The organism is Burkholderia sp. BCC0398, from assembly GCF_902833245.1.
GTDB lineage: Bacteria > Pseudomonadota > Gammaproteobacteria > Burkholderiales > Burkholderiaceae > Burkholderia > Burkholderia sola.
Genome location: NZ_CADFEM010000020.1, coordinates 66,603 through 84,373, shown reverse-complemented (window position 1 = coordinate 84,373; position 17,771 = coordinate 66,603). Strand labels below are relative to the sequence as shown.

The following is a 17,771-nucleotide window of genomic DNA, read 5'->3' as shown; positions in this document are numbered from 1 at the left end:
ATCGTAGGCCCGCGCCTCTCATGAGACAAACGTATTTTTCGAATCGACTGATGCATTTCACGAATACTCAAGGCCGGCGAGCCGCGCTCGCCCGCCTTCCCGTCAATCCGGATACGTCACGCGCTCCGGTTCGCGCCGCATGATGACCTTCCCGTGGCGCATCGACAGCGTGGCCTTCGCCTGCCGGCGTACGGCTTCGTAGTCGCTGTCCGCGTCGAGGACGACGAGATTGGCCGGCCGCCCGACCGCGATGCCGTAGCCATCGCCGAGATGCATCGTCGTCGCGCTGTGGTCGGTCACGAAGTCCAGGCAGCGCTGCAGGTCCTGGTAACCCATCATGTGGCAGATATGAAGGCCCGCGTCGAGCACGCGCAGGATGTTGCCGTTGCCGAGCGGATACCACGGGTCCTTGATCGAATCCTGCCCGAAGCACACGTTGATCCCGGCACGGTCGAGTTCCGCGACGCGCGTGACGCCGCGCCGCTTCGGAAACGTGTCGAAGCGCCCTTGCAGATGGATGCTCTCGGTCGGGCACGAGATGAAGTTCAGTCCCGCCCGCTTCAGCAGCCGGAACAGCTTCGAGCAGTACGCGTTGTCGTACGAACCCATCGCGGTCGTGTGGCTCGCGGTGACGCGCGCTCCCATGCCGCGCACGCGCGCCTCTTCCGCGAGCACTTCGAGAAAGCGCGAATGCGGATCGTCGGTCTCGTCGCAGTGCACGTCGACGAGGCAGCCCGTGCGTTCCGCGAGATCCATCAGGAAGCGGATCGAGCTGACGCCCTGCTCCCGTGTGTTTTCGAAATGCGGAATCCCGCCGACGACGTCCGCGCCGAGTTCGATCGCCTGCTCCATCAACGCGCGGCCGCCGTCGAACGATTCGATGCCCTCCTGCGGGAACGCGACGATCTGCAGGTCGATCAGCCCGCGCGCCTCGTCCTTCACTTCGAGCATCGCCTTCAGCGCGGCCAACGTCGGATCGGTCACGTCGACGTGCGTGCGCACGTGCTGGATCCCGTGGTCGCGCAGCATGCCGATCGCCGCATGCGCGCGTGCTTTCGTGTCCTCGTGCGTGATCGTCGCCTTGCGCTCGGCCCAGCGCTCGATGCCCTCGAACAGCGTGCCGCTCATGTTCCACGCGGGTTCGCCGGCCGTCAGCACCGCATCGAGGTGGATATGCGGTTCGACGAGCGGCGCAATCGCGAGCCGGCCGCCGCCATCGATATGGTCGGGGTTCGTGGACGCGATCGGTGCGGTTTGCGCATCGATCCGCGCGATCTTGCCGGCATCGACGCCAATCGTGAACAGGCCGTCGCGGCCGCGCAGGCGTACGTTGAACAGGTTCATGGGGGCCTCTTGTCGTATGCATTGACACGGCCGCGCGATCCGAGTCGGCGGCCGTGTGGTCCGGGCAACCAGTATGGAGGAAAAGCAGCGATGCGCGCACGTACCGTGCATGTTGCATCGACACGACAGCCGGGCCGGGCCGGACAGCAGCCGCGGGCCTGCCGTCGCGCAAGAACCGCCGGCCGGCGCGGGCGCATCGCGTCGTGTCGGTTTTGTGAACGACTCTTGCAGGATCCGGAACAGTGCGCTCGCGGCCGCCCGGCCCTTGCGCGCGCCGCGCATTCCTATACTTGCGCCGAACTTTGGTTTCCCGTCCCACACGCAGGAGCTTCACCTTGAAAAAAACCCTGATCGCCGGCGCGTGCGCCGCCGCCCTGTTCGCGCCGCTCGCCCACGCGCAAAGCTCGGTCACGCTGTACGGCCTGATCGACGCCGGCATCGCCTATACCAACAACGTGAACGGTGCGTCGCAGTGGCGCATGGCGACCGGCACGATCAACGGCAGCCGCTTCGGCCTGCGCGGCACCGAGGATCTCGGCGGCGGCCTGAAGGCGCTGTTCGTGCTCGAGAACGGCTTCAACGCGAACAACGGCGGGCTCGGCCAGGACGGCAAGCTGTTCGGCCGGCACGCATATGTCGGCCTCAGCCAGGCCGGCTACGGCACGCTGACGCTCGGCCGCCAGTACGACACGATGGTCGACTTCGTCGCGCCGCTGTCCGCGACGTCCGGCGATTTCGGCGATACGGGCTTCGCGCATCCGTTCGACAACGACAACCTGAACCACTCGCTGCGTATCAACAACGCGGTCAAGTACACGAGCGATACGATCGCGGGCTTCAAGGTCGGCGCGCTGTACGCGTTCTCCAACTCGGCGAACTTCAGCGCGAACCGCGCGTACAGCGTGGCCGCGAGCTACACGAACGGCCCGCTGAAGCTGGCCGGCGCGTACCTGCAGATGAACGGCACGAAGGGCTCGACGAGCGCGAGCCCAGGCGCGACCGATTCGGCCGAAGCGAAAAGCCTGAACCAGGGCGGCTGGTCGATCGGCTCGGACCGCATGCGCAGCTACGGCGGCGGCGTCAGCTACGTGTTCGGCCCGGCGACCGTCGGCTTCGTCTACACGCGCTCGCAGTACGACAACACGGGCGCGTTCGGCTCCAGCGGCCAGATCGCGTTCAACAACTACGACGTGAACGTGCGCTATGCGGTGACGCCGGCCGTCAGCGTCGGCGCGGCCTATGTGTACACGGACGCCAGCGTGTCGAATCCCGACAGCAAGCACGGCAGCGATCCGAAGTGGCATCAGGCCAACCTGCAGGCCGTGTACAAGCTGTCGCGCCGCACCGACCTGTACGCGGAAGCGATGTTCCAGCATGCGTCGGGCCGCGGCTACCAGGCGTTCATCAACACGTCGGGCGGCGCGTCGAGCACGGCGAACCAGGTGGTCGGCACGATCGGCATGCGCACGCGGTTCTGACCGGCATCGCGCGACGTCGTCCGCCTGCAGGAGCCGTGTGCACACACGGGTTCAGTAGCCGCGGGCGACGCCGCCAATGTTGTTGCTTCTGGAACGCAGCCCTCCTGGAATCGGGGTGTTTGCACGCGGACTCGCTCCGTAGACTGACGTCCAAGGTCGGCGCCGCGCGCAGCGTGTCGATCCGGCCACCCACCCCTTATTCAGGAGAACCTCGTGAAATCGCTCGTCGTTACCGCCGCCGCTGCCGTCCTGCTTGTCGCACCGGCCCTGTCGTTCGCCCAGCAGGCGAAGTCGCCCGTCACGCGCGCGCAGGTGCTGCAGGAGCTGATCGACCTCGAATCGGTCGGCTACAACCCGGCGCGCGGGGAAATCGGCAACTATCCGGACGACATTCTCGCGGCGCAGGAACGACTGCAGGCGAAGCGTCTCGCCGAACGGAAAGCGGCGCGGGCCGCCTACGGCCCGACCGGCGAGCCGGCAACCGAATCGGGCGCGGCGGCCAAGCCCGCGCTGTGACGGCGCGCGTCGCTCGCATCCAGCATGGATGGCGAGTGACGCGGTTCCGGCATGGGCATGAAGCAACCCGCCGCGCGCCGATGCGCGCGCGGGGTCAAGGCGGCTTGCGCTCAGGCGGCCTGCGGTTCGCGATCGATCGCGTTCAGCATCTCGACGTCGCGCGCGATCATCGTCGGCACCTGTGCACGCAGCATCTCGACCCAGGTCCGCACCTTCGCATCGACGAAGCGGCGTGACGGGTACAGCGCATACACGTTCATCTTCTGCAGGATATGCGCGGGCAGCACGCGGACGAGCGAGCCGTCGCGCAGCGCGTCGATCGCCGAATACAGCGGCAGCATGCCGATCCCGATGCCGTCGCGGATCGCAAGCGCGAGCGATTCGGCGGTATTGGTCTGCACGGGCCCGGCGACATGAATCTGCTCGACGCCTTCGGGTCCTTCGAGCACCCATTCGTGCGTCGGAAACGCCGGCGTACACAGCGTCAGGCACGCATGCGCGGCGAGATCCTGCGGGCGGGCCGGCACGCCGTGCCGTTTCACGTAGTCGGGCGATGCGCACAGAATGCTGAACGTCGAGCCGAGCAGGTGCGACACGAGTTCCGAATCGGGCAGCGACGACGCGGTGACGACGGCCGTGTCGCTCGTGCCGTCGAACAGGTCGGGCATGCGCTGCGACAGCGACAGTTCGATCGACACGTCCGGGAATTGCGCGTGATAGCGCGTCAGCGTGGGCAATACATAGTGATGACCGACGCTCGCGAAGCTGTGCATGCGCAGCACGCCGGCCGGGCGCTCGTGCGCGCAGCTCGCCTCTTCTTCCGCGCGGTCGACGTCGGCGAGGATCTGGCGGCAGCGCCGCAGATAGCTTTCGCCGGCCGACGTGAGCGCGAGACGGCGCGTCGAGCGATTCATCAGACGGGTGCGCAAACGCGCCTCGAGCTCCGACACCGCACGCGACATCGCGCCCGTCGTCGAATTCAGCGATTGCGCGGCGGCGGTGAAGCTGCCCGTCTCGACGACGCGCGTAAACACCCGCATGTTTTGTAGGGTATCCATTCCTGTGAGCGACCTGTAGCGGAGCCGCCATTTTCCTCCACTGGATGCGACAGATTGTTACTCGGGCTGCAACTATCGTTTCCCCGCAACTGCGTTAATGCGCGGGCGCCGCGCTCCTACAATCGGCGCCTCACCAGTCGAACGGACCCGTTCGGACGCACCGCGGCACCTCGCGCGGGCGGCCTTGGGCCCCTTTTCATGAAGCCACCACCTGCGATCGCGCGACCTTCCATCGAACCGGCACGATGGAGGCGATGGCTCGATCCGCTCGGCAATGCGGCGCGCGACTGGGTCGTGACCGACGGGCTGATCTGGCTACACCTCGCGAAAACCGTGCTCGCGGCGCTGCTGGCGATGGGCATCGCGATGCGTCTCGAGATGTCGCAGCCGCGCACCGCGATGACCACCGTGTTCGTGCTGATGCAGCCGCTGTCAGGGATGGTGTTCGCGAAAAGCTTCTACCGCGTGCTCGGCACGGCGGCAGGCCTCGTCGGCGCGCTCGCGCTCGGCGGGCTGTTCGCGCAGCAGCCCGAGCTGTACATGGCCGGCATCACGCTGTGGATCGGCGGCTGCATTGCGCTCGCGGTGCGCAACCGCCACTTCCGCTGGTACGGCTTCGTGCTCGCCGGCTACACGGCCGCGCTGATCGGCCTGCCGGCCGTGATGATGCCGCAGACGCTGTTCCAGTCCGCGCTCACGCGCGCCGCGGAAGTCGCGCTCGGCATCGCATGCTCCGGCGCGGTCAGCGCGCTGATCCTGCCGTTGAGTTCCGCGAAGGCGCTGATGCGCTCGTTGAGCGCGCGCCACGCGACGTTTGCGGCGTTCACGGCCGGCGCGCTGTCGGGCGACGTCGCGCGCGGCGATTTCGAGCGGCGCTTCGCCGATTTCGTCGACGACATCGTCGGCTTCGAAGCGAACCGTGCATTCGCGTCGTTCGAGGATCCGCACATTCGCGCGCGCAGCCGCCGGCTCGCACGGCTGAACAGCGAGTTCATGAACGCATGCACGCGGCTGCATGCGCTGCACCAGCTCGTCAAGCGGCTGCGTGCGAATCAGTCGGACGCGGTGCTCGACGCGCTGGCGCCGCACGTCGACGCGCTCGCACTGCGCTTCGCCGCATTGCGCGACGAACGCCAGCGCGGCATCGCGCCGGCCACCGGCGCGCTGCTCGAACTGCGCCGCTTCCACGGTGCATTGCCGAAGGCCGCGCGCGCATCGCGGCGAGCCATCGAGGAGCACGCGGCCGGCGGCCTGCTCGACTTCGATACCGCGATCGAACTGCTGTACCGGTTCATCGGCGAATATCTCGGCTACGTCGACACCTATGCGTCGCTCGACCAGGACGATCACGCGTTCGAGCGCTCGGTCACGCATTACGCGGTGAAAACCAATGCGTTCTTCGTCGGTTTCGCGTTCCTGCGCACGGTGGTTGCCGTCGGCGCGATGAGCGCGTTCTGGATCGCGTCCGAATGGCCGAGCGGCTCGCTCGCGGTGATCGCCACCGCGATCGCGTGCGCGCTCAGCTCGACGTCGCCGCGCGCGCCGAAGTTCGTCGCGCAGATGGGCGTCGGCGCGGCGTTCGCGACCGCGGTCGGCTACCTGTTCCTGTGCTACGTCTATCCGAACATCGACGGCTTTCCGCTGCTGTGCGCGGCGCTCGCGCCGGTGCTCGGCCTCGGCGCGTTTCTCGCGATGCGGCCCGGCCTGTCCGGCTACGGGATCGGCTTCGCGGTGTTCTTCTGCCTGCTCGCGGGCCCCGACAACACCATCGCGTATACGCCCGAAGTGCTGATCAACAACGGGCTGGCGGTCGTCGTCGCGATGCTGGCGTGCTCGCTCGTGTTCGCCGTCGTGTTCCCGACGCACATGCCCTGGCTCACCGGCCGGATCGCGCACGACTTGCGCCGCCAGGTGAGGCTTGCGTGCGAAGGCGCGCCGGACGGCCTCGCGCAGCGCTTCCAGTCGAGCACGCACGACCTGATGGCGCAACTGCGTACGCTGCTGGTGCGCCGCACGCGGCAGCATCGCGATGCACTGCGCTGGATGCTGTCGACGCTCGAGATCGGCCACGCGGTCATCGACCTGCGCGACGAGCTGCACATGTTCTGCGCAGCGAGACCGCCGCAGACGCTGCGCTGGACCGGTTCGATCGAGGCGGTGCTGCTCGAACTGCCGCGCTTCTTCGACGATCCGACGCCCGCCCGCCATGCGCGCACGCTGAAATCCGTGAATCTCTCGATCCGCGCGGCGCAGCACGCGCTGCAGGCGTGGTACGCGGTGCCCGACGCGCGTCGCAACATGCAGCGGATCGTCGGCTGCCTGCACTTCATGCGCAGCGCGCTGCTCGACAAGGACGCGCCGTTCAACCGGCACCGCCATTGAAGATCGATGCGCGCGCAACGGGATCCTTGTTCCGGATGGAAATAAGCTCTACAGGCGCGGTGATTAATCTTTAAGCAGTGCGAGCCTATAGTTTCCTCACTGCCAGCGAGACTGGCACTCACCCAGGAGAAACAAAATGAAGCCGCTGCACCTCGCCCTCGTTGCCCTGTCGCTCACCGCTGCCGTCGCTCACGCGCAGCCGGCGCCGGCAGACGCCGCACCGCAACAGGCGAACCGCGCCGAGGCGATCCAGGCCGCCGGCCGCGTCGATCGTGCGCAATCGAAGCAGGAAGACCCGAACGCGTGCGTCGGCCCCGTCAGCTTCTGCAACATCTACTTCGGCAGCTGAGCATGACGCCGCGTCGTCACGGCCAGGCCCGCATCGCCCGCACCGCATGCATGACGTGCGCGGACGGACGGCGGTCCGGCCGATCGCGGCCCGGCCGATCGCGGCCCGGCCGATCGCCGCATCGCCGTCCTACACCACGCCGCTTCGATTGAAGCGGCGCGTGCCGTTTCAGGCGCCGCGCCCCGGCCGCCAACCTACTTCGCGCAACGCATCCAGCAAGCGCGCCGGCCCGAGCCCTTCGACCCGCACCCCGCGCGACGCGACGTCGCCGCCCGCAACCAGCGCATTCACGATCGCTTCCTCCACCGCTTCCGCCGCCGCGACGAACAGCGCGGAGATATGGTCGTTGTTGACCATCCGCACGTCGGTGGTCGGCGTGCCCTTGCTGCCGTAGTTCACCGCCGGCAAGCCGGCGTTGCCGGTCGCGAACGCGAGGAAGATGTCGCCGCTCGAATCCTCGGTGCCGCCGCCGACGCGAGAGAGCCCGACACTCGCGCGCTGCGCGAGACGCGTGCATTGATGCGGCAGCAACGGTGCGTCGGTCGCGATCGTGACGACGATCGAACCCATGCCGGCCTCGCCTTTCGCTTCGGCTTCGCGAAACGGCGAATGCACGTGCCGCAGCACTTCGCCGACCGGGTAGCCGGCCACGCGCAGCATCTCGCGCACGCCGTAGTTCGCCTGCACGAGCGCGCCGACGGTCCAGCCGCCCGCATCGCTCGCCAGCACGCGGGACGCGGTGCCGATGCCGCCCTTGAACTCGTGGCAGATCATGCCCGTGCCGCCGCCCACGCCGCCTTCGGCGACCGGCCCCGACTGCGCGGCTGCTAGCGCGCGCTGCACGTGCGCGGCGTTCACGTGCTGCCCCCAGATGTCGTTCAGCAGTCCGTCGTAGGTCTCCATCACGACCGGCATGCACCAGTACACGCGGCCGGCCGCCGCTTCGCGTTCGTTCGCGACCAGCGCGTCGCGCACCGCGCCGACGCTGTGCGTGTTCGTATAGGCGATCGGCGTGGTCAGCAGGCCGGCTTCGCGAATCCATTCGAGCCCGGTCGCGTCGCCGTTGCCGTTCAGCACGTGCACGCCCGCGAAGCACGGCGAATCGTGCGCGGCACCCGCGCGCGGCTCGATGACGGTGACGCCGGTGCGGATCGATGCGTCGCCGTTCTCGACGTTCAGCGTGCAATGTCCGACCCGCACGCCCGGCACGTCCGTGATCGCGTTGAAGCGGCCCGGCGTGCCGAGTCCGATGCGGATGCCGAGATCCCTCGTGCGCATGATGCAATTCCTCCTGTCTTTCGATGATTCGGTGTATCGGTGATGCACGGAGTCGAGCCGATGCTCAGAGCGCGCGGAATGCCGCGCTGTGGCGCGCCCATACGACGTACATCACGAGCGCCGCGACCAGCAGCCCCGCGATGATGATCAGGTCGGTCGGCTTCGTCGCCGTCGCCAGCGTCGTGTAAAGCGTATACGCGGCGCCCGCCACCGCGACGAGCGGCGTCACGGGCCACAGCGGCATCCGGTAATGATGCTCGACGTCGCGGCGCACGAACCGGCTCGCGAGCGCGGCCAGCCCCACGACGAGGTAGATCAGCAGCAACAGGTCGACCGTGAATGCGGTCAGTTCATCGAGGCTCGACACGAACACGAGCCCGGCCGACGGTATCGCGAGCGCGATCGTCGCGAGCCACGGCGATTCGAGGCGCGGATGGATCGTCGAGAACGCGCGGTTGCAGGTGCGCGACCACAGCGCATGCCGGCCGCTGCTGTACAGCAGGCGGCCCATCGCGATCACGATCGCGATGATCGCGTTGAACACCGACAGGAAGATCCCGCCGCTGACCACGCGCGACACGGCCGGATTGCTCAGCGAGCGCACGACATAGCCGATCGGATCGGCGCTCTTCGTCAGTTCCGTCAGCGAAGGCGCGCCGAGCACGATCGCGGTGAGCGGCACCAGTTCGACGACGAGGATCACGAGCAGCGAATAGATCACCGCCTTCGCGACGTTGCGGTTGCCGCCGCGCAAGTCCTCCGCGAGATAGGCGGCCGAGCCGAAACCGTTGTAGCAGAAGATCGCGGTGCCGATCGCGGGCACGATGGCCGCGAGCGTGGCCGGCACGAGCGCATTGCCGCTCGCGACGACCGGTGCGATCAGGACGTCGGCGCCGCGATGCGGCGACCCGAAGCCGAGCCCGGCGATCAGCATCAGCACGCCGATTTCGACGACCAGGAACGCGCCGGTGATCCACGCATTCGTCTTGATGTTCAGCATGCCGAGCAGATAGCCGAGCAGCACGATCGTCAGCGCGACCGACTGATTGCCGAAGTGCGTGCCGAGCGCGCTGTTCAGGTACGGCGCGGCGCCGCTCGCGAGCACGGCCGGGATGAACACGCTGACGGACAGCACCGTGATGAAGGTCAGGTAGCCGGGCAGCGTGCCGAACACGCGCTTGGCCATCACGTATTCGCCGCCCGCGCTGCGGTGCGCGGCGCTGAGTTCCGCATAGCAGAGCGCGAATGCCAGCGCGAGCACGCCGCCGAGCACGAACGACAGCACCGCGCCGCTGCCGGCCTGCTGGATCGCGAACGGCGCGATCACGAAGATCGAGCTGGCCGGGGTCACGCCCGATACGGTGATCATCACAGCGTCGCGCACGCTGAGCGTCTGCGACAGCGCGCGCGGCGCGTCTTCCGTTGCAGAGGCCGCTTGCAGCGTGCCCGTCGATTCCGACATCATCGCCATTTCGTGCTCCTTTGTTCCTTTGCCGCCTTTTTTTGAACACCCATACTCGGGCCCGATTGATTGCGTGGCAGTCTAGGAAGCCAATTTCAGGACCGCTATTCCCCCTTCGTGTTACGCCCTTCCGGTGGTGGTATGGATCGTCTCTTTTCCGAAATCGCGATGCACCAGGCGCTCGGCCGCGCGATCGATCATCTCGGCCAGCCGCGCTTCTGGCGGTTCCTCGTGCTGCTGCTCAACGAAATGGCGCCGTTCGACAACGCGCTCGCGACCGCGATCGGCCGCGACGGCGTGCCGCTCGTGCTCGACGAATACGACACGGGCGGCGCCGACACCGCGTCGCCGGTGCCGCTTTACCTGAACGGGTTATATCTGCTCGATCCGTTCCTGCAGGCCGCGCACGACGGGCTCGCCGACGGCTGCTACCGGCTCGAGGAAGTCGCACCCGACCTGTTCCGGCAGAGCGAATATTTCCTGAGCTATTTCCGCGACGCGGTCGGCGACGACGAGATCCAGATTCTCGTGCGACCGAACGCCGACACGCTGCTGTCGCTGTCGCTCGGTGCGTCGACGCGCTTCGACGTCGAGCCGCTCGGCAAGCTGACGGCCGCGATGCCGTGGGTGCTCGCGGTCATCCGGCAGCATTGGCGGCTGGTGGGCGATGCCGCGCGCGCCACGCCCGACGCGGACCTCGGTGCGCGCGTCGAGCAGGCGCTCGCGCGCTTCGGCGCGGGCGTGCTGACCGATCGCGAGATGGCGATCGCAAGAATGGTGCTGCGCGGCAATTCGTCGAAGGCGATCGCGGAGCGGCTCGCGATTTCACCGGAGACGGTGAAGGTGCATCGGCGGCACCTTTACGCGAAGCTTGGAATCTCGTCGCAGCCTGAGCTGTTTTCGCGGTTCATTCGGGCGCTGGGGGAAGACGATGCAGCCGGTTGAGCGGCGCGCACGCCGTCAACCGGCGACGCCCCGGCGGGCCGCCCTGCGCGGGCCCCTCGCGACGGCGAAACGTCAGCTTCGCGCCGCGCGATTGCATTCACCTGCCCGATTCGACGAACCCGCCATCGGGCGCCGGGTGCGGCACATACCAGCCGAAATACACCTCGGCCTCGACAAGCCGGCCATCGCGCACGCGCAACCGTTCGGCATTGCGGAACCGCCTGTCGGCGGTCGTCACGGCTTCGTACACGACGTACACGTATTCGCCGTGCACAGCGACGTCGACGAACTCGAAAGCGGCGACTATCGCGCTGTTCGGCCAGCAACGTGCGAGATACGCATCGCGATCGAGCCGGTTGTCGAGCGGGCTCGTGAAATGGAAATCCGGCGCGATCAGCGCTTCGATCGCGTCGCGGTCCTTGTCGACATACGCGCGATAGCTGGCGCGCGCAACATCGCCTGGATCCTGAAGCATCGTCGTCCCTCCCGGAAGGATCGGCGCGAGCCCGGCTCGCGCTGACGAAGATATTCCGGCGGAATGCGCGCGATGTCATCCACGCAAACCCGTATCGGGGTCGTTGCCGCCGCAACGCACCCCCGGCGCGGGCTCGGGGGACGGATGCGGAATACCCGGGCACGACGACGATCGTCGCGCCGTTGCGCGCCGCGTGCGTGCCGCCGATATGCCCCCCGATCTTCTCGCAGCACCGCCAAAAACCGCCTATCGTGAATAAGGCGCTCCGTTCGCCGCCATTCGCCCCGCTGCGGCTCGCGCGGGCCGGCGGCGACGGCGCCGTGCTCCGGCACCATTCATCGCGATTCCGGCGCACGCTCGCCCGTGCACGCAATCGCGGCCGCCCACCGGATTATCAGGAGGCACTCATGAAAGCCGCGCTGCTCGTCAGCTCCGCCCTGCTCGCCATTGCGTCAGCTTCGGCCACGGCCCAGGGTTCCATCACGAAGGAAGAAAACGGCGCACTCGTCGCCGCGAACGGGATGACCGTCTACTCGTTCGACAAGGACAAGCCCAACGCCGGCACCAGCGCCTGTTCGGGCCCATGCGAAACCCTCTGGCCGCCGTACAAGGCCAGCGCGACCGACGTACCGGTCGGCCCCTACACGATCGTCAAGCGCGACGACGGCAGCCCGCAATGGGCATACAAGGGCAAGCCGCTGTACTTCTATTCGAAGGACATGAAACAGGGCGAACGCAACGGCGACAACTTCAAGAACGTGTGGCACGTGGTCGCGCCTTGAGCCGGCTTGCGCCGCGTTCCGCGCGTTTCGCCGGGACGTAAAAAAGCCCGCCGCCGATCGTCGATCGGGGCGGGCTTTTGCGGCTTTGCACGTCGCGCCGGCTGCATGCGGCCGGCGCGCGCGTCAACTCAGCGGTTCGACGGGAAGCTGAACACGGTCCCTTCGCGCACGCCGGCCGACGGCCAGCGCTGCGTGATCGTCTTGCGCTTCGTGTAGAACCGCACCGCATCCGGACCGTACGCGTGCAGATCGCCGAACAGCGAACGCTTCCAGCCGCCGAACGAGTGATACGCGACCGGCACCGGCAGCGGCACGTTGATGCCGACCATGCCGATCTGGATGTTGTCGCTGAAGTAGCGCGCGGCCTCGCCGTCGCGCGTGAACAGGCACGTGCCGTTGCCATATTCGTGCGCGTCGATCAGCGCCATCGCGTCGTCGAGCGACTTCACGCGGATCACGCCGAGCACCGGCCCGAAGATCTCGTGCTGATAGATCGGCATGCCGGGTTTCACGTTGTCGAACAGGCATGGGCCGAGGTAGTAGCCGCCGTCGTGGCCGTCGACCTTCACGCCGCGGCCGTCGACGACGAGCGTCGCGCCCGCTGCCACGCCCGCTTCGACGAAACCCGTCACCTTCTCGAAATGCTGCTGCGTGACGAGCGGGCCCATGTCGACGCCCGCGCCGTTGCCCGGGCCGACCTTCATCTTCTCGATCTCGGCCTTCAGCCCCGCGACGACCTGGTTGCCCGTTTCGTCGCCGATCGCGACGACGAGCGGAATCGCCATGCAGCGCTCGCCGCACGAGCCGTACGCGGCGCCCATCAGCGCGTTCACCGCGTTGGGGATATCGGCATCCGGCATCACGACCGCGAAGTTCTTCGCGCCGCCGAGCGCCTGCACGCGCTTGCCGTGCGCGCAGCCGGTCGAGTAGATGGTTTCGGCGATCGGCGTCGAGCCGACGAAGCTCACGGCCTTCACGCGCGGATCGGTCAGGATCGTGTCGACCGCTTCCTTGTCGCCGTTCACGACGTTCAGCACGCCCGGCGGCAGGCCGGCTTCGAGTGCGAGCTCGGCCATGCGCAGCGTCGACGACGGCGTACGCTCGGACGGCTTCAGCACGAACGTGTTGCCGCACGCGACGGCCATCGGCCACATCCACAGCGGCACCATCACCGGGAAGTTGAACGGCGTGATACCGGCGGCCACGCCGAGCGCCTGGAACTCGCTCCACGAATCGATCGCGGGGCCGACGTTCTTGCTGTGCTCGCCCTTCAGCAGTTCGGGCACATAGGACGCGTATTCGACGTTCTCGATCCCGCGCTGCAGTTCGCCCATCGCGTCGGCGAGCACCTTGCCGTGCTCGGCCGTGATCAGCGCGCACAGCTCTTCCGCGTGCTCCTCGAGCAGCGTCTTGAAGCGGCTCATCACGCGGGCGCGCTTCAGCGGCGGCGTGTTGCGCCATGCCGGGAACGCGGCCTGCGCGGACCCGATCGCGGCTTCGACGGTCAGCTTGTCGGCGAGCGCGACGCTCTTGTGCGATTCGCCGGTGGCCGGGTCGAACACCGGCTGGACCCGGCTGCCGCCGTCGACGCGCTTGCCGTCGATCAGGTGGCCGACGGTGGAGGTCACATTGCTGTCGTGTTTCATGTGTCTGACTCTTGCTTGAATTCGGTTATGGCCGGAAGCGAGCGCGGGCTCAATCCACTTCGTTCAGCGCGTCGGACAGCGCGTTCACGAGATTGTCGATCTCGCGCTTCTCGGCGATGAACGGCGGCGCGAGCTGGATCGTGTCGCCGCCGTAGCGCACGTAGAAGCCCTTCGCCCAGCAGCGCATCGCGATCTCGTACGGGCGCCGTGCCGGTTCGCCGGGCAGCGCGGCGATCGTCAGGCCGGCGGCCAGCCCGTAGTTGCGGATGTCCGTGATATGACGCTGGCCCTTCAGCCCGTGCACGGCCGCCTCGAAATGCGGCGCGAGATCGCGCACGCGGGCCACCGCGTCTTCCTTCACCAGCAGGTCGAGCGCCGCGACGCCGGCCGCGCACGCGACCGGGTGCGCCGAATACGTGTAGCCGTGCGGGAATTCGAGCATGTACTCGGGACCGCCCGCGGCCATGAACGTGTCGTAGATTTCCTTCGTCGCGATCACGCCGCCGAGCGGCTGCACGCCGTTCGTCACCTGCTTCGCGAAGTTCATGATGTCCGGCACCACGCCGAAGGCATCGGCGCCCGTCATCGCGCCTGCCCGGCCGAAGCCCGTGATGACCTCGTCGAAGATCAGCAGGATGTCGTGCGCGGTACAGATGTCGCGCAGGCGCTTCAGATAGCCCTTCGGCGGCACGACCACGCCCGCCGAACCGGAGAACGGTTCGACGATCACGGCCGCGATGTTCGACGCGTCGTGCAGCGCGATCAACTCGAGCAGGCGGTCGGCCAACTCGGCGCCGTGTTCGGGCATCCCGCGCGAGAACTTGTTCTCGGCCAGTTGCGTATGCGGCAGGAAATCGGCGTCGAGGCCCTGGCCGAACAGCTTGCGGTTCGGCCCGATCCCGCCGACCGAGATACCGCCGAAGTTCACGCCGTGATAACCCTTCTCGCGGCCGATCAGGCGCGTCTTCGTGCCCTTGCCCTTCGCGCGCCAGTACGCACGGGCCAGCTTCAGCGACGTGTCGGCCGCTTCCGAGCCCGACCCCGTGAAAAACACGTAATCGAGGCCGGCCGGCGTCAGCTCCTTGATCTTGTTGGCGAGCTCGAACGATTTCGGATGGCCGAACTGGAAGGCCGGCGCGTAGTCGAGCTGCGCGACCTGGCGGCTCACCGCTTCGACGATTTCCGTGCGGCCGTGACCGAGGCCCGTGCACCAGAGGCCCGACAGGCCGTCGAAGATCTTGCGCCCTTCGCCATCGGTGTAATACGCGCCCTTGCCCGATACGATCAGGCGCGGATCGGCCTTGAACTGGCGGTTGGCGGTGAACGGCATCCAGTGCGCGTCGAGCCAGGCGGCGTCGGTGCGGAGGTTGGTTTCGTCGTGCTGCGCGGTGGTGATGTCGGTCATGTCGGTCGGCGCGGCGCGCCCCTCCTTCTCGTATTGATATTGCGCATTGTCGGGACGCCAATTAGTCTTTTGAATATCGCAATATCAATGTTCACTTGCGCAACTATGCAAGCAAAGAAACCGAAGAGCCGCGCGTTGCTCGGGCAGCTCAGCGACATGGATCTCCGCCTGCTGCGGGTCTTCAAGGGCGTCGTGCAGTGCGGCGGGATGGCGGCGGCCGAACTGGAACTGAATATCGGCATCTCGACGATCAGCCGGCACGTGAAGGATCTCGAAACGCGGCTCGGCCTCGTGCTGTGCCGGCGCGGCCGCGCGGGCTTCACGCTGACGCCCGAGGGGCAGACGGTGTACGAGGAAACGCTGCGGCTGCTCGCGTCGATGGAGGCATTTCGCAGCAGAATCGACGGGATTCACGACAAGATGGGCGGAGAACTGCACATCGCGGTGTTCGACAAGACGGCGACCAACCCGCATGCGCGCCTGGGCGACGCGATCCGCCAGTTCGCGGACGAGGCGCCCGACGTCGCGCTGAACCTGCACGTCGCGTCGATCAACGAGGTCGAACGCGGGGTGATCGACGGCAGCTACCACGTCGGGATCATTCCCGCGCACCGCAACTCCGGCAGCCTCGTGTATTCGGCGCTGTTCGACGAACGGATGCTGCTGTACTGCGGCCGCCAGCATCCGCTGTTCGACGCGCCGCACGGCAAGCTCACGTGGACGACGATCCGCCACCACGCGTTCGCGGGGCTCGGTTTCCATTCGCCGAACATGGAGCTGAGCCATCGCGCGAAGCTCACGCGCAGCGCGACCGCGTCGGACCAGGAATCGATTGCAACGCTGATCCTGTCGGGCCGCTATCTGGGCTTCCTGCCCGATCACTACGCGGAAAGTTTCGACAACAAGGGGCTGATGCAGCCGATCGCGCCGCACCGGTTCAATTACCGGTGCCGGTTCGTGAGCCTGCTGCGACGCTCGCCGCAGCCGTCGCGGGCGGCGCTGCTGTTCCAGACGTGCCTCGAAGCCGCGCATGCGGCGGTGTTGCCGGCGGCGTAGCGGCGGCTTCGTTCAGGCCCCATCGTCGGCCGCGCGCGGCTGCGCGCGCTCGCGCGTGACGAAATGGGTCGCGACGAGCGCCGCGGCAAAGCCCGACGCCGCACCGAGGCCGAGCGCCCAACGCGGGCCGAGATGGTTCGCGACCCAGCCGGCCACCGGCGCGCCGATCGGCGTGCCGCCCAATGCGACCGCGAGGCGCAGCGCCATCACGCGGCCGCGCATCGCCGGCTCGGTGGAGAGCTGCATCAGGCTGTTCGTGGAATTCATGAAGGTGATCGCGGCGATGCCGGTCAGCACCAGTGCGGCCGCGAACGACCAGTAGCCGGGCGCCAGCGCGGCGAACGTGCAGCCGAGCCCGAACAGCGCCGCGCCGATCCACAGATGACGAAACCGCGGCTGCTCGCGGCGCGCGGCGAGCAGCGCGCCCGAGATCGTGCCGACCGCCATCATCGACGACAGGAAGCCGAACCCGCGCGCATCGACGTGAAACACGCTGGCGGCCATCGTCGAAATGAACAGCGGGAAATTGAGCCCGAACGTGCCGATCAGGAACAGCATCACGAGGATCGCCGTCAGGTCCGGGCGATGCCATACGTAGCGGAACCCGTCGAGCAGGCTGCCGCGCGAGCGGCCTGCCCGCACGTTCGCGCGCAATTCGTCTTCCCGAAGCCGCGACAGCGACGCCAGCACCGCAAAGAAGCTGAGCCCGTTCGCGAGAAACGCCCAGCCGGTGCCGACCGATGCGATCAGGAAGCCGGCCGCCGCAGGGCCGACCATCCGCGCGGCGTTGAACGACGTCGAATTGAGCGCGACCGCGTTCGCGAGTTCGCGGTCGCCGACCAGTTCCGCAACGAAGGTCTGCCGCACCGGCGCGTCGAACGCCGACGCGCAGCCGAACAGGAACGCGAACACGTAAACGTGCTCGAGCCGCACGGCGCCGGTGACCGTCAGCACGCCGAGCACGAGCGCCAGCGCGCCCATCAGCGCCTGCGTCGCCATCAGCAGCTTGCGCTGGTCGAAGCGGTCGGCCGCGTAGCCGGTCCACGGCAACAGCAGCAGTTGCGGGCCGAACTGCAGCGCCATCACCGTGCCGACCGCCGATGCGTCGTGATGCGTGAGCTGCGTGAGGACGAGCCAGTCCTGCGCGGTGCGCTGGATCCACGTGCCGATGTTCGACACCAGCGAGCCGATCGCCCACACGCGATAGTTGAAGCTGCGAAGCGAGCGGAACACGCCCGCGGCCGGCACGCTCATCGCCGCTCCCGGTCGGACGCGTTGCCGCCGTGCAGTTCGCCGAAATGGCGCGCAAGGAACAGCCCCAGCACGAGGATGCCGAGGCCGAACGCCGCCGCGTCGGCCGTGATCTTCAGGTCGAAATCGCCGGCCCGGCGCACGAGCGCATAAGCAATGACGAGGTTCACGACGCCCCACACCACGTTCACGGTCGACGACGACAGTCCGCGCCCGGGCGGATGTGCGAACGGTGTCTGGAACGGCTCGCCGCGCAGCCCGCTGACGAGATGCGGCGCGGCATTCGCGAGAAACGCGCCGCCGAAGAAGTACGACACGAGATGCAGGAAGTTCATGGGCGAGCC

At 67.6% G+C, this 17,771-nt stretch carries 16 protein-coding genes; 7 read left to right on the top strand and 9 right to left on the bottom strand.

Going from position 1 to position 17,771, the window contains the following annotated elements:
• Positions 1 to 102: 102 nt before the first annotated feature.
• Positions 103 to 1,344: a cytosine deaminase gene (codA, locus tag HWX76_RS32390; protein ID WP_050011005.1), complete on the bottom strand. Its 1,242-nt coding sequence runs from the start codon at positions 1,342 to 1,344 to the stop codon at positions 103 to 105.
• 335 nt (positions 1,345 to 1,679) lie between these two features.
• On the opposite strand from codA, the gene HWX76_RS32385 reads away from it, so the two are divergent.
• On the top strand, positions 1,680 to 2,822 hold the full coding sequence (locus tag HWX76_RS32385; RefSeq protein ID WP_050011004.1) for a porin: 1,143 nt from the start codon (positions 1,680 to 1,682) through the stop codon (positions 2,820 to 2,822).
• A gap of 213 nt (positions 2,823 to 3,035) precedes the next feature.
• Positions 3,036 to 3,338, top strand: a complete 303-nt coding sequence (locus tag HWX76_RS32380) for a DUF4148 domain-containing protein (protein ID WP_050011003.1) — start codon at positions 3,036 to 3,038, stop codon at positions 3,336 to 3,338.
• Between the two features lie 110 nt (positions 3,339 to 3,448).
• On the opposite strand, the gene HWX76_RS32375 is transcribed toward HWX76_RS32380, so the two are convergent.
• The gene (locus HWX76_RS32375) at positions 3,449 to 4,396 is read right to left on the bottom strand and encodes a LysR family transcriptional regulator (protein WP_050011002.1); all 948 of its coding nucleotides are present in this window, start codon (positions 4,394 to 4,396) and stop codon (positions 3,449 to 3,451) included.
• A gap of 198 nt (positions 4,397 to 4,594) precedes the next feature.
• Between HWX76_RS32375 and HWX76_RS32370 the strand changes: the two genes are divergently transcribed.
• Complete coding sequence (locus tag HWX76_RS32370; protein ID WP_176016885.1) at positions 4,595 to 6,778, top strand: FUSC family protein; 2,184 nt, start codon at positions 4,595 to 4,597, stop codon at positions 6,776 to 6,778.
• Positions 6,779 to 6,914: 136 nt separating this feature from the next.
• Positions 6,915 to 7,127 (top strand): hypothetical protein, encoded by a 213-nt coding sequence (locus HWX76_RS32365; RefSeq protein ID WP_012338215.1) that lies wholly within the window; start codon positions 6,915 to 6,917, stop codon positions 7,125 to 7,127.
• Between the two features lie 168 nt (positions 7,128 to 7,295).
• Here the strand turns inward: HWX76_RS32365 and HWX76_RS32360 are convergent, their stop codons facing one another.
• Together HWX76_RS32360 and HWX76_RS32355 are read right to left on the bottom strand one after the other, a co-directional pair.
• Positions 7,296 to 8,405, bottom strand: a complete 1,110-nt coding sequence (locus HWX76_RS32360) for a P1 family peptidase (RefSeq protein ID WP_176016884.1) — start codon at positions 8,403 to 8,405, stop codon at positions 7,296 to 7,298.
• A gap of 64 nt (positions 8,406 to 8,469) precedes the next feature.
• A complete protein-coding gene (locus HWX76_RS32355) occupies positions 8,470 to 9,876 on the bottom strand; it encodes an APC family permease (protein WP_089489345.1) in 1,407 nt (468 codons plus the stop codon).
• A 132-nt stretch (positions 9,877 to 10,008) separates the two neighbouring features.
• Here HWX76_RS32355 and HWX76_RS32350 point away from each other — a divergent pair, with 132 nt between their 5' ends.
• Positions 10,009 to 10,812 carry a helix-turn-helix transcriptional regulator gene (locus tag HWX76_RS32350; RefSeq protein WP_050010997.1) on the top strand — a complete coding sequence of 268 codons (804 nt, stop codon included), beginning with the start codon at positions 10,009 to 10,011 and terminating at the stop codon, positions 10,810 to 10,812.
• Positions 10,813 to 10,909: 97 nt separating this feature from the next.
• Here the strand turns inward: HWX76_RS32350 and HWX76_RS32345 are convergent, their stop codons facing one another.
• Positions 10,910 to 11,287 (bottom strand): nuclear transport factor 2 family protein, encoded by a 378-nt coding sequence (locus tag HWX76_RS32345; RefSeq protein ID WP_124630258.1) that lies wholly within the window; start codon positions 11,285 to 11,287, stop codon positions 10,910 to 10,912.
• A 407-nt stretch (positions 11,288 to 11,694) separates the two neighbouring features.
• Here HWX76_RS32345 and HWX76_RS32340 point away from each other — a divergent pair, with 407 nt between their 5' ends.
• The gene (locus HWX76_RS32340; RefSeq protein WP_050010995.1) at positions 11,695 to 12,069 is read left to right on the top strand and encodes a hypothetical protein; all 375 of its coding nucleotides are present in this window, start codon (positions 11,695 to 11,697) and stop codon (positions 12,067 to 12,069) included.
• A 128-nt stretch (positions 12,070 to 12,197) separates the two neighbouring features.
• Here the strand turns inward: HWX76_RS32340 and HWX76_RS32335 are convergent, their stop codons facing one another.
• Both HWX76_RS32335 and HWX76_RS32330 read right to left on the bottom strand, forming a co-directional pair.
• Positions 12,198 to 13,715 carry a CoA-acylating methylmalonate-semialdehyde dehydrogenase gene (locus HWX76_RS32335; protein ID WP_089489344.1) on the bottom strand — a complete coding sequence of 506 codons (1,518 nt, stop codon included), beginning with the start codon at positions 13,713 to 13,715 and terminating at the stop codon, positions 12,198 to 12,200.
• Between the two features lie 49 nt (positions 13,716 to 13,764).
• Complete coding sequence (locus tag HWX76_RS32330; protein WP_050010993.1) at positions 13,765 to 15,120, bottom strand: aspartate aminotransferase family protein; 1,356 nt, start codon at positions 15,118 to 15,120, stop codon at positions 13,765 to 13,767.
• Between the two features lie 105 nt (positions 15,121 to 15,225).
• Between HWX76_RS32330 and HWX76_RS32325 the strand changes: the two genes are divergently transcribed.
• A complete protein-coding gene (locus HWX76_RS32325; protein WP_050010992.1) occupies positions 15,226 to 16,176 on the top strand; it encodes a LysR family transcriptional regulator in 951 nt (316 codons plus the stop codon).
• A 12-nt stretch (positions 16,177 to 16,188) separates the two neighbouring features.
• Here the strand turns inward: HWX76_RS32325 and HWX76_RS32320 are convergent, their stop codons facing one another.
• Together HWX76_RS32320 and HWX76_RS32315 are read right to left on the bottom strand one after the other, a co-directional pair.
• Positions 16,189 to 17,430, bottom strand: a complete 1,242-nt coding sequence (locus HWX76_RS32320) for an MFS transporter (RefSeq protein WP_050010991.1) — start codon at positions 17,428 to 17,430, stop codon at positions 16,189 to 16,191.
• Positions 17,427 to 17,762, bottom strand: coding sequence for a hypothetical protein (locus HWX76_RS32315; RefSeq protein ID WP_050010990.1), 336 nt, complete (start codon positions 17,760 to 17,762; stop codon positions 17,427 to 17,429). The genes HWX76_RS32320 and HWX76_RS32315 overlap by 4 nt, the downstream gene beginning before the upstream one ends.
• Positions 17,763 to 17,771: the final 9 nt, after the last annotated feature.

Coding starts and splice junctions, on each gene's coding strand:
- codA (WP_050011005.1), bottom strand. CDS start 1,344: ATGAACCTGTTCAACGTACGCCTGCGCGGCCGCGACGGCCTGTTCACG.
- HWX76_RS32375 (WP_050011002.1), bottom strand. CDS start 4,396: ATGGATACCCTACAAAACATGCGGGTGTTTACGCGCGTCGTCGAGACG.
- HWX76_RS32370 (WP_176016885.1), top strand. CDS start 4,595: ATGAAGCCACCACCTGCGATCGCGCGACCTTCCATCGAACCGGCACGA.
- HWX76_RS32365 (WP_012338215.1), top strand. CDS start 6,915: ATGAAGCCGCTGCACCTCGCCCTCGTTGCCCTGTCGCTCACCGCTGCC.
- HWX76_RS32360 (WP_176016884.1), bottom strand. CDS start 8,405: ATGCGCACGAGGGATCTCGGCATCCGCATCGGACTCGGCACGCCGGGC.
- HWX76_RS32355 (WP_089489345.1), bottom strand. CDS start 9,876: ATGGCGATGATGTCGGAATCGACGGGCACGCTGCAAGCGGCCTCTGCA.
- HWX76_RS32350 (WP_050010997.1), top strand. CDS start 10,009: ATGGATCGTCTCTTTTCCGAAATCGCGATGCACCAGGCGCTCGGCCGC.
- HWX76_RS32345 (WP_124630258.1), bottom strand. CDS start 11,287: ATGCTTCAGGATCCAGGCGATGTTGCGCGCGCCAGCTATCGCGCGTAT.
- HWX76_RS32340 (WP_050010995.1), top strand. CDS start 11,695: ATGAAAGCCGCGCTGCTCGTCAGCTCCGCCCTGCTCGCCATTGCGTCA.
- HWX76_RS32335 (WP_089489344.1), bottom strand. CDS start 13,715: ATGAAACACGACAGCAATGTGACCTCCACCGTCGGCCACCTGATCGAC.
- HWX76_RS32330 (WP_050010993.1), bottom strand. CDS start 15,120: ATGACCGACATCACCACCGCGCAGCACGACGAAACCAACCTCCGCACC.
- HWX76_RS32325 (WP_050010992.1), top strand. CDS start 15,226: ATGCAAGCAAAGAAACCGAAGAGCCGCGCGTTGCTCGGGCAGCTCAGC.
- HWX76_RS32320 (WP_050010991.1), bottom strand. CDS start 17,430: ATGAGCGTGCCGGCCGCGGGCGTGTTCCGCTCGCTTCGCAGCTTCAAC.
- HWX76_RS32315 (WP_050010990.1), bottom strand. CDS start 17,762: ATGAACTTCCTGCATCTCGTGTCGTACTTCTTCGGCGGCGCGTTTCTC.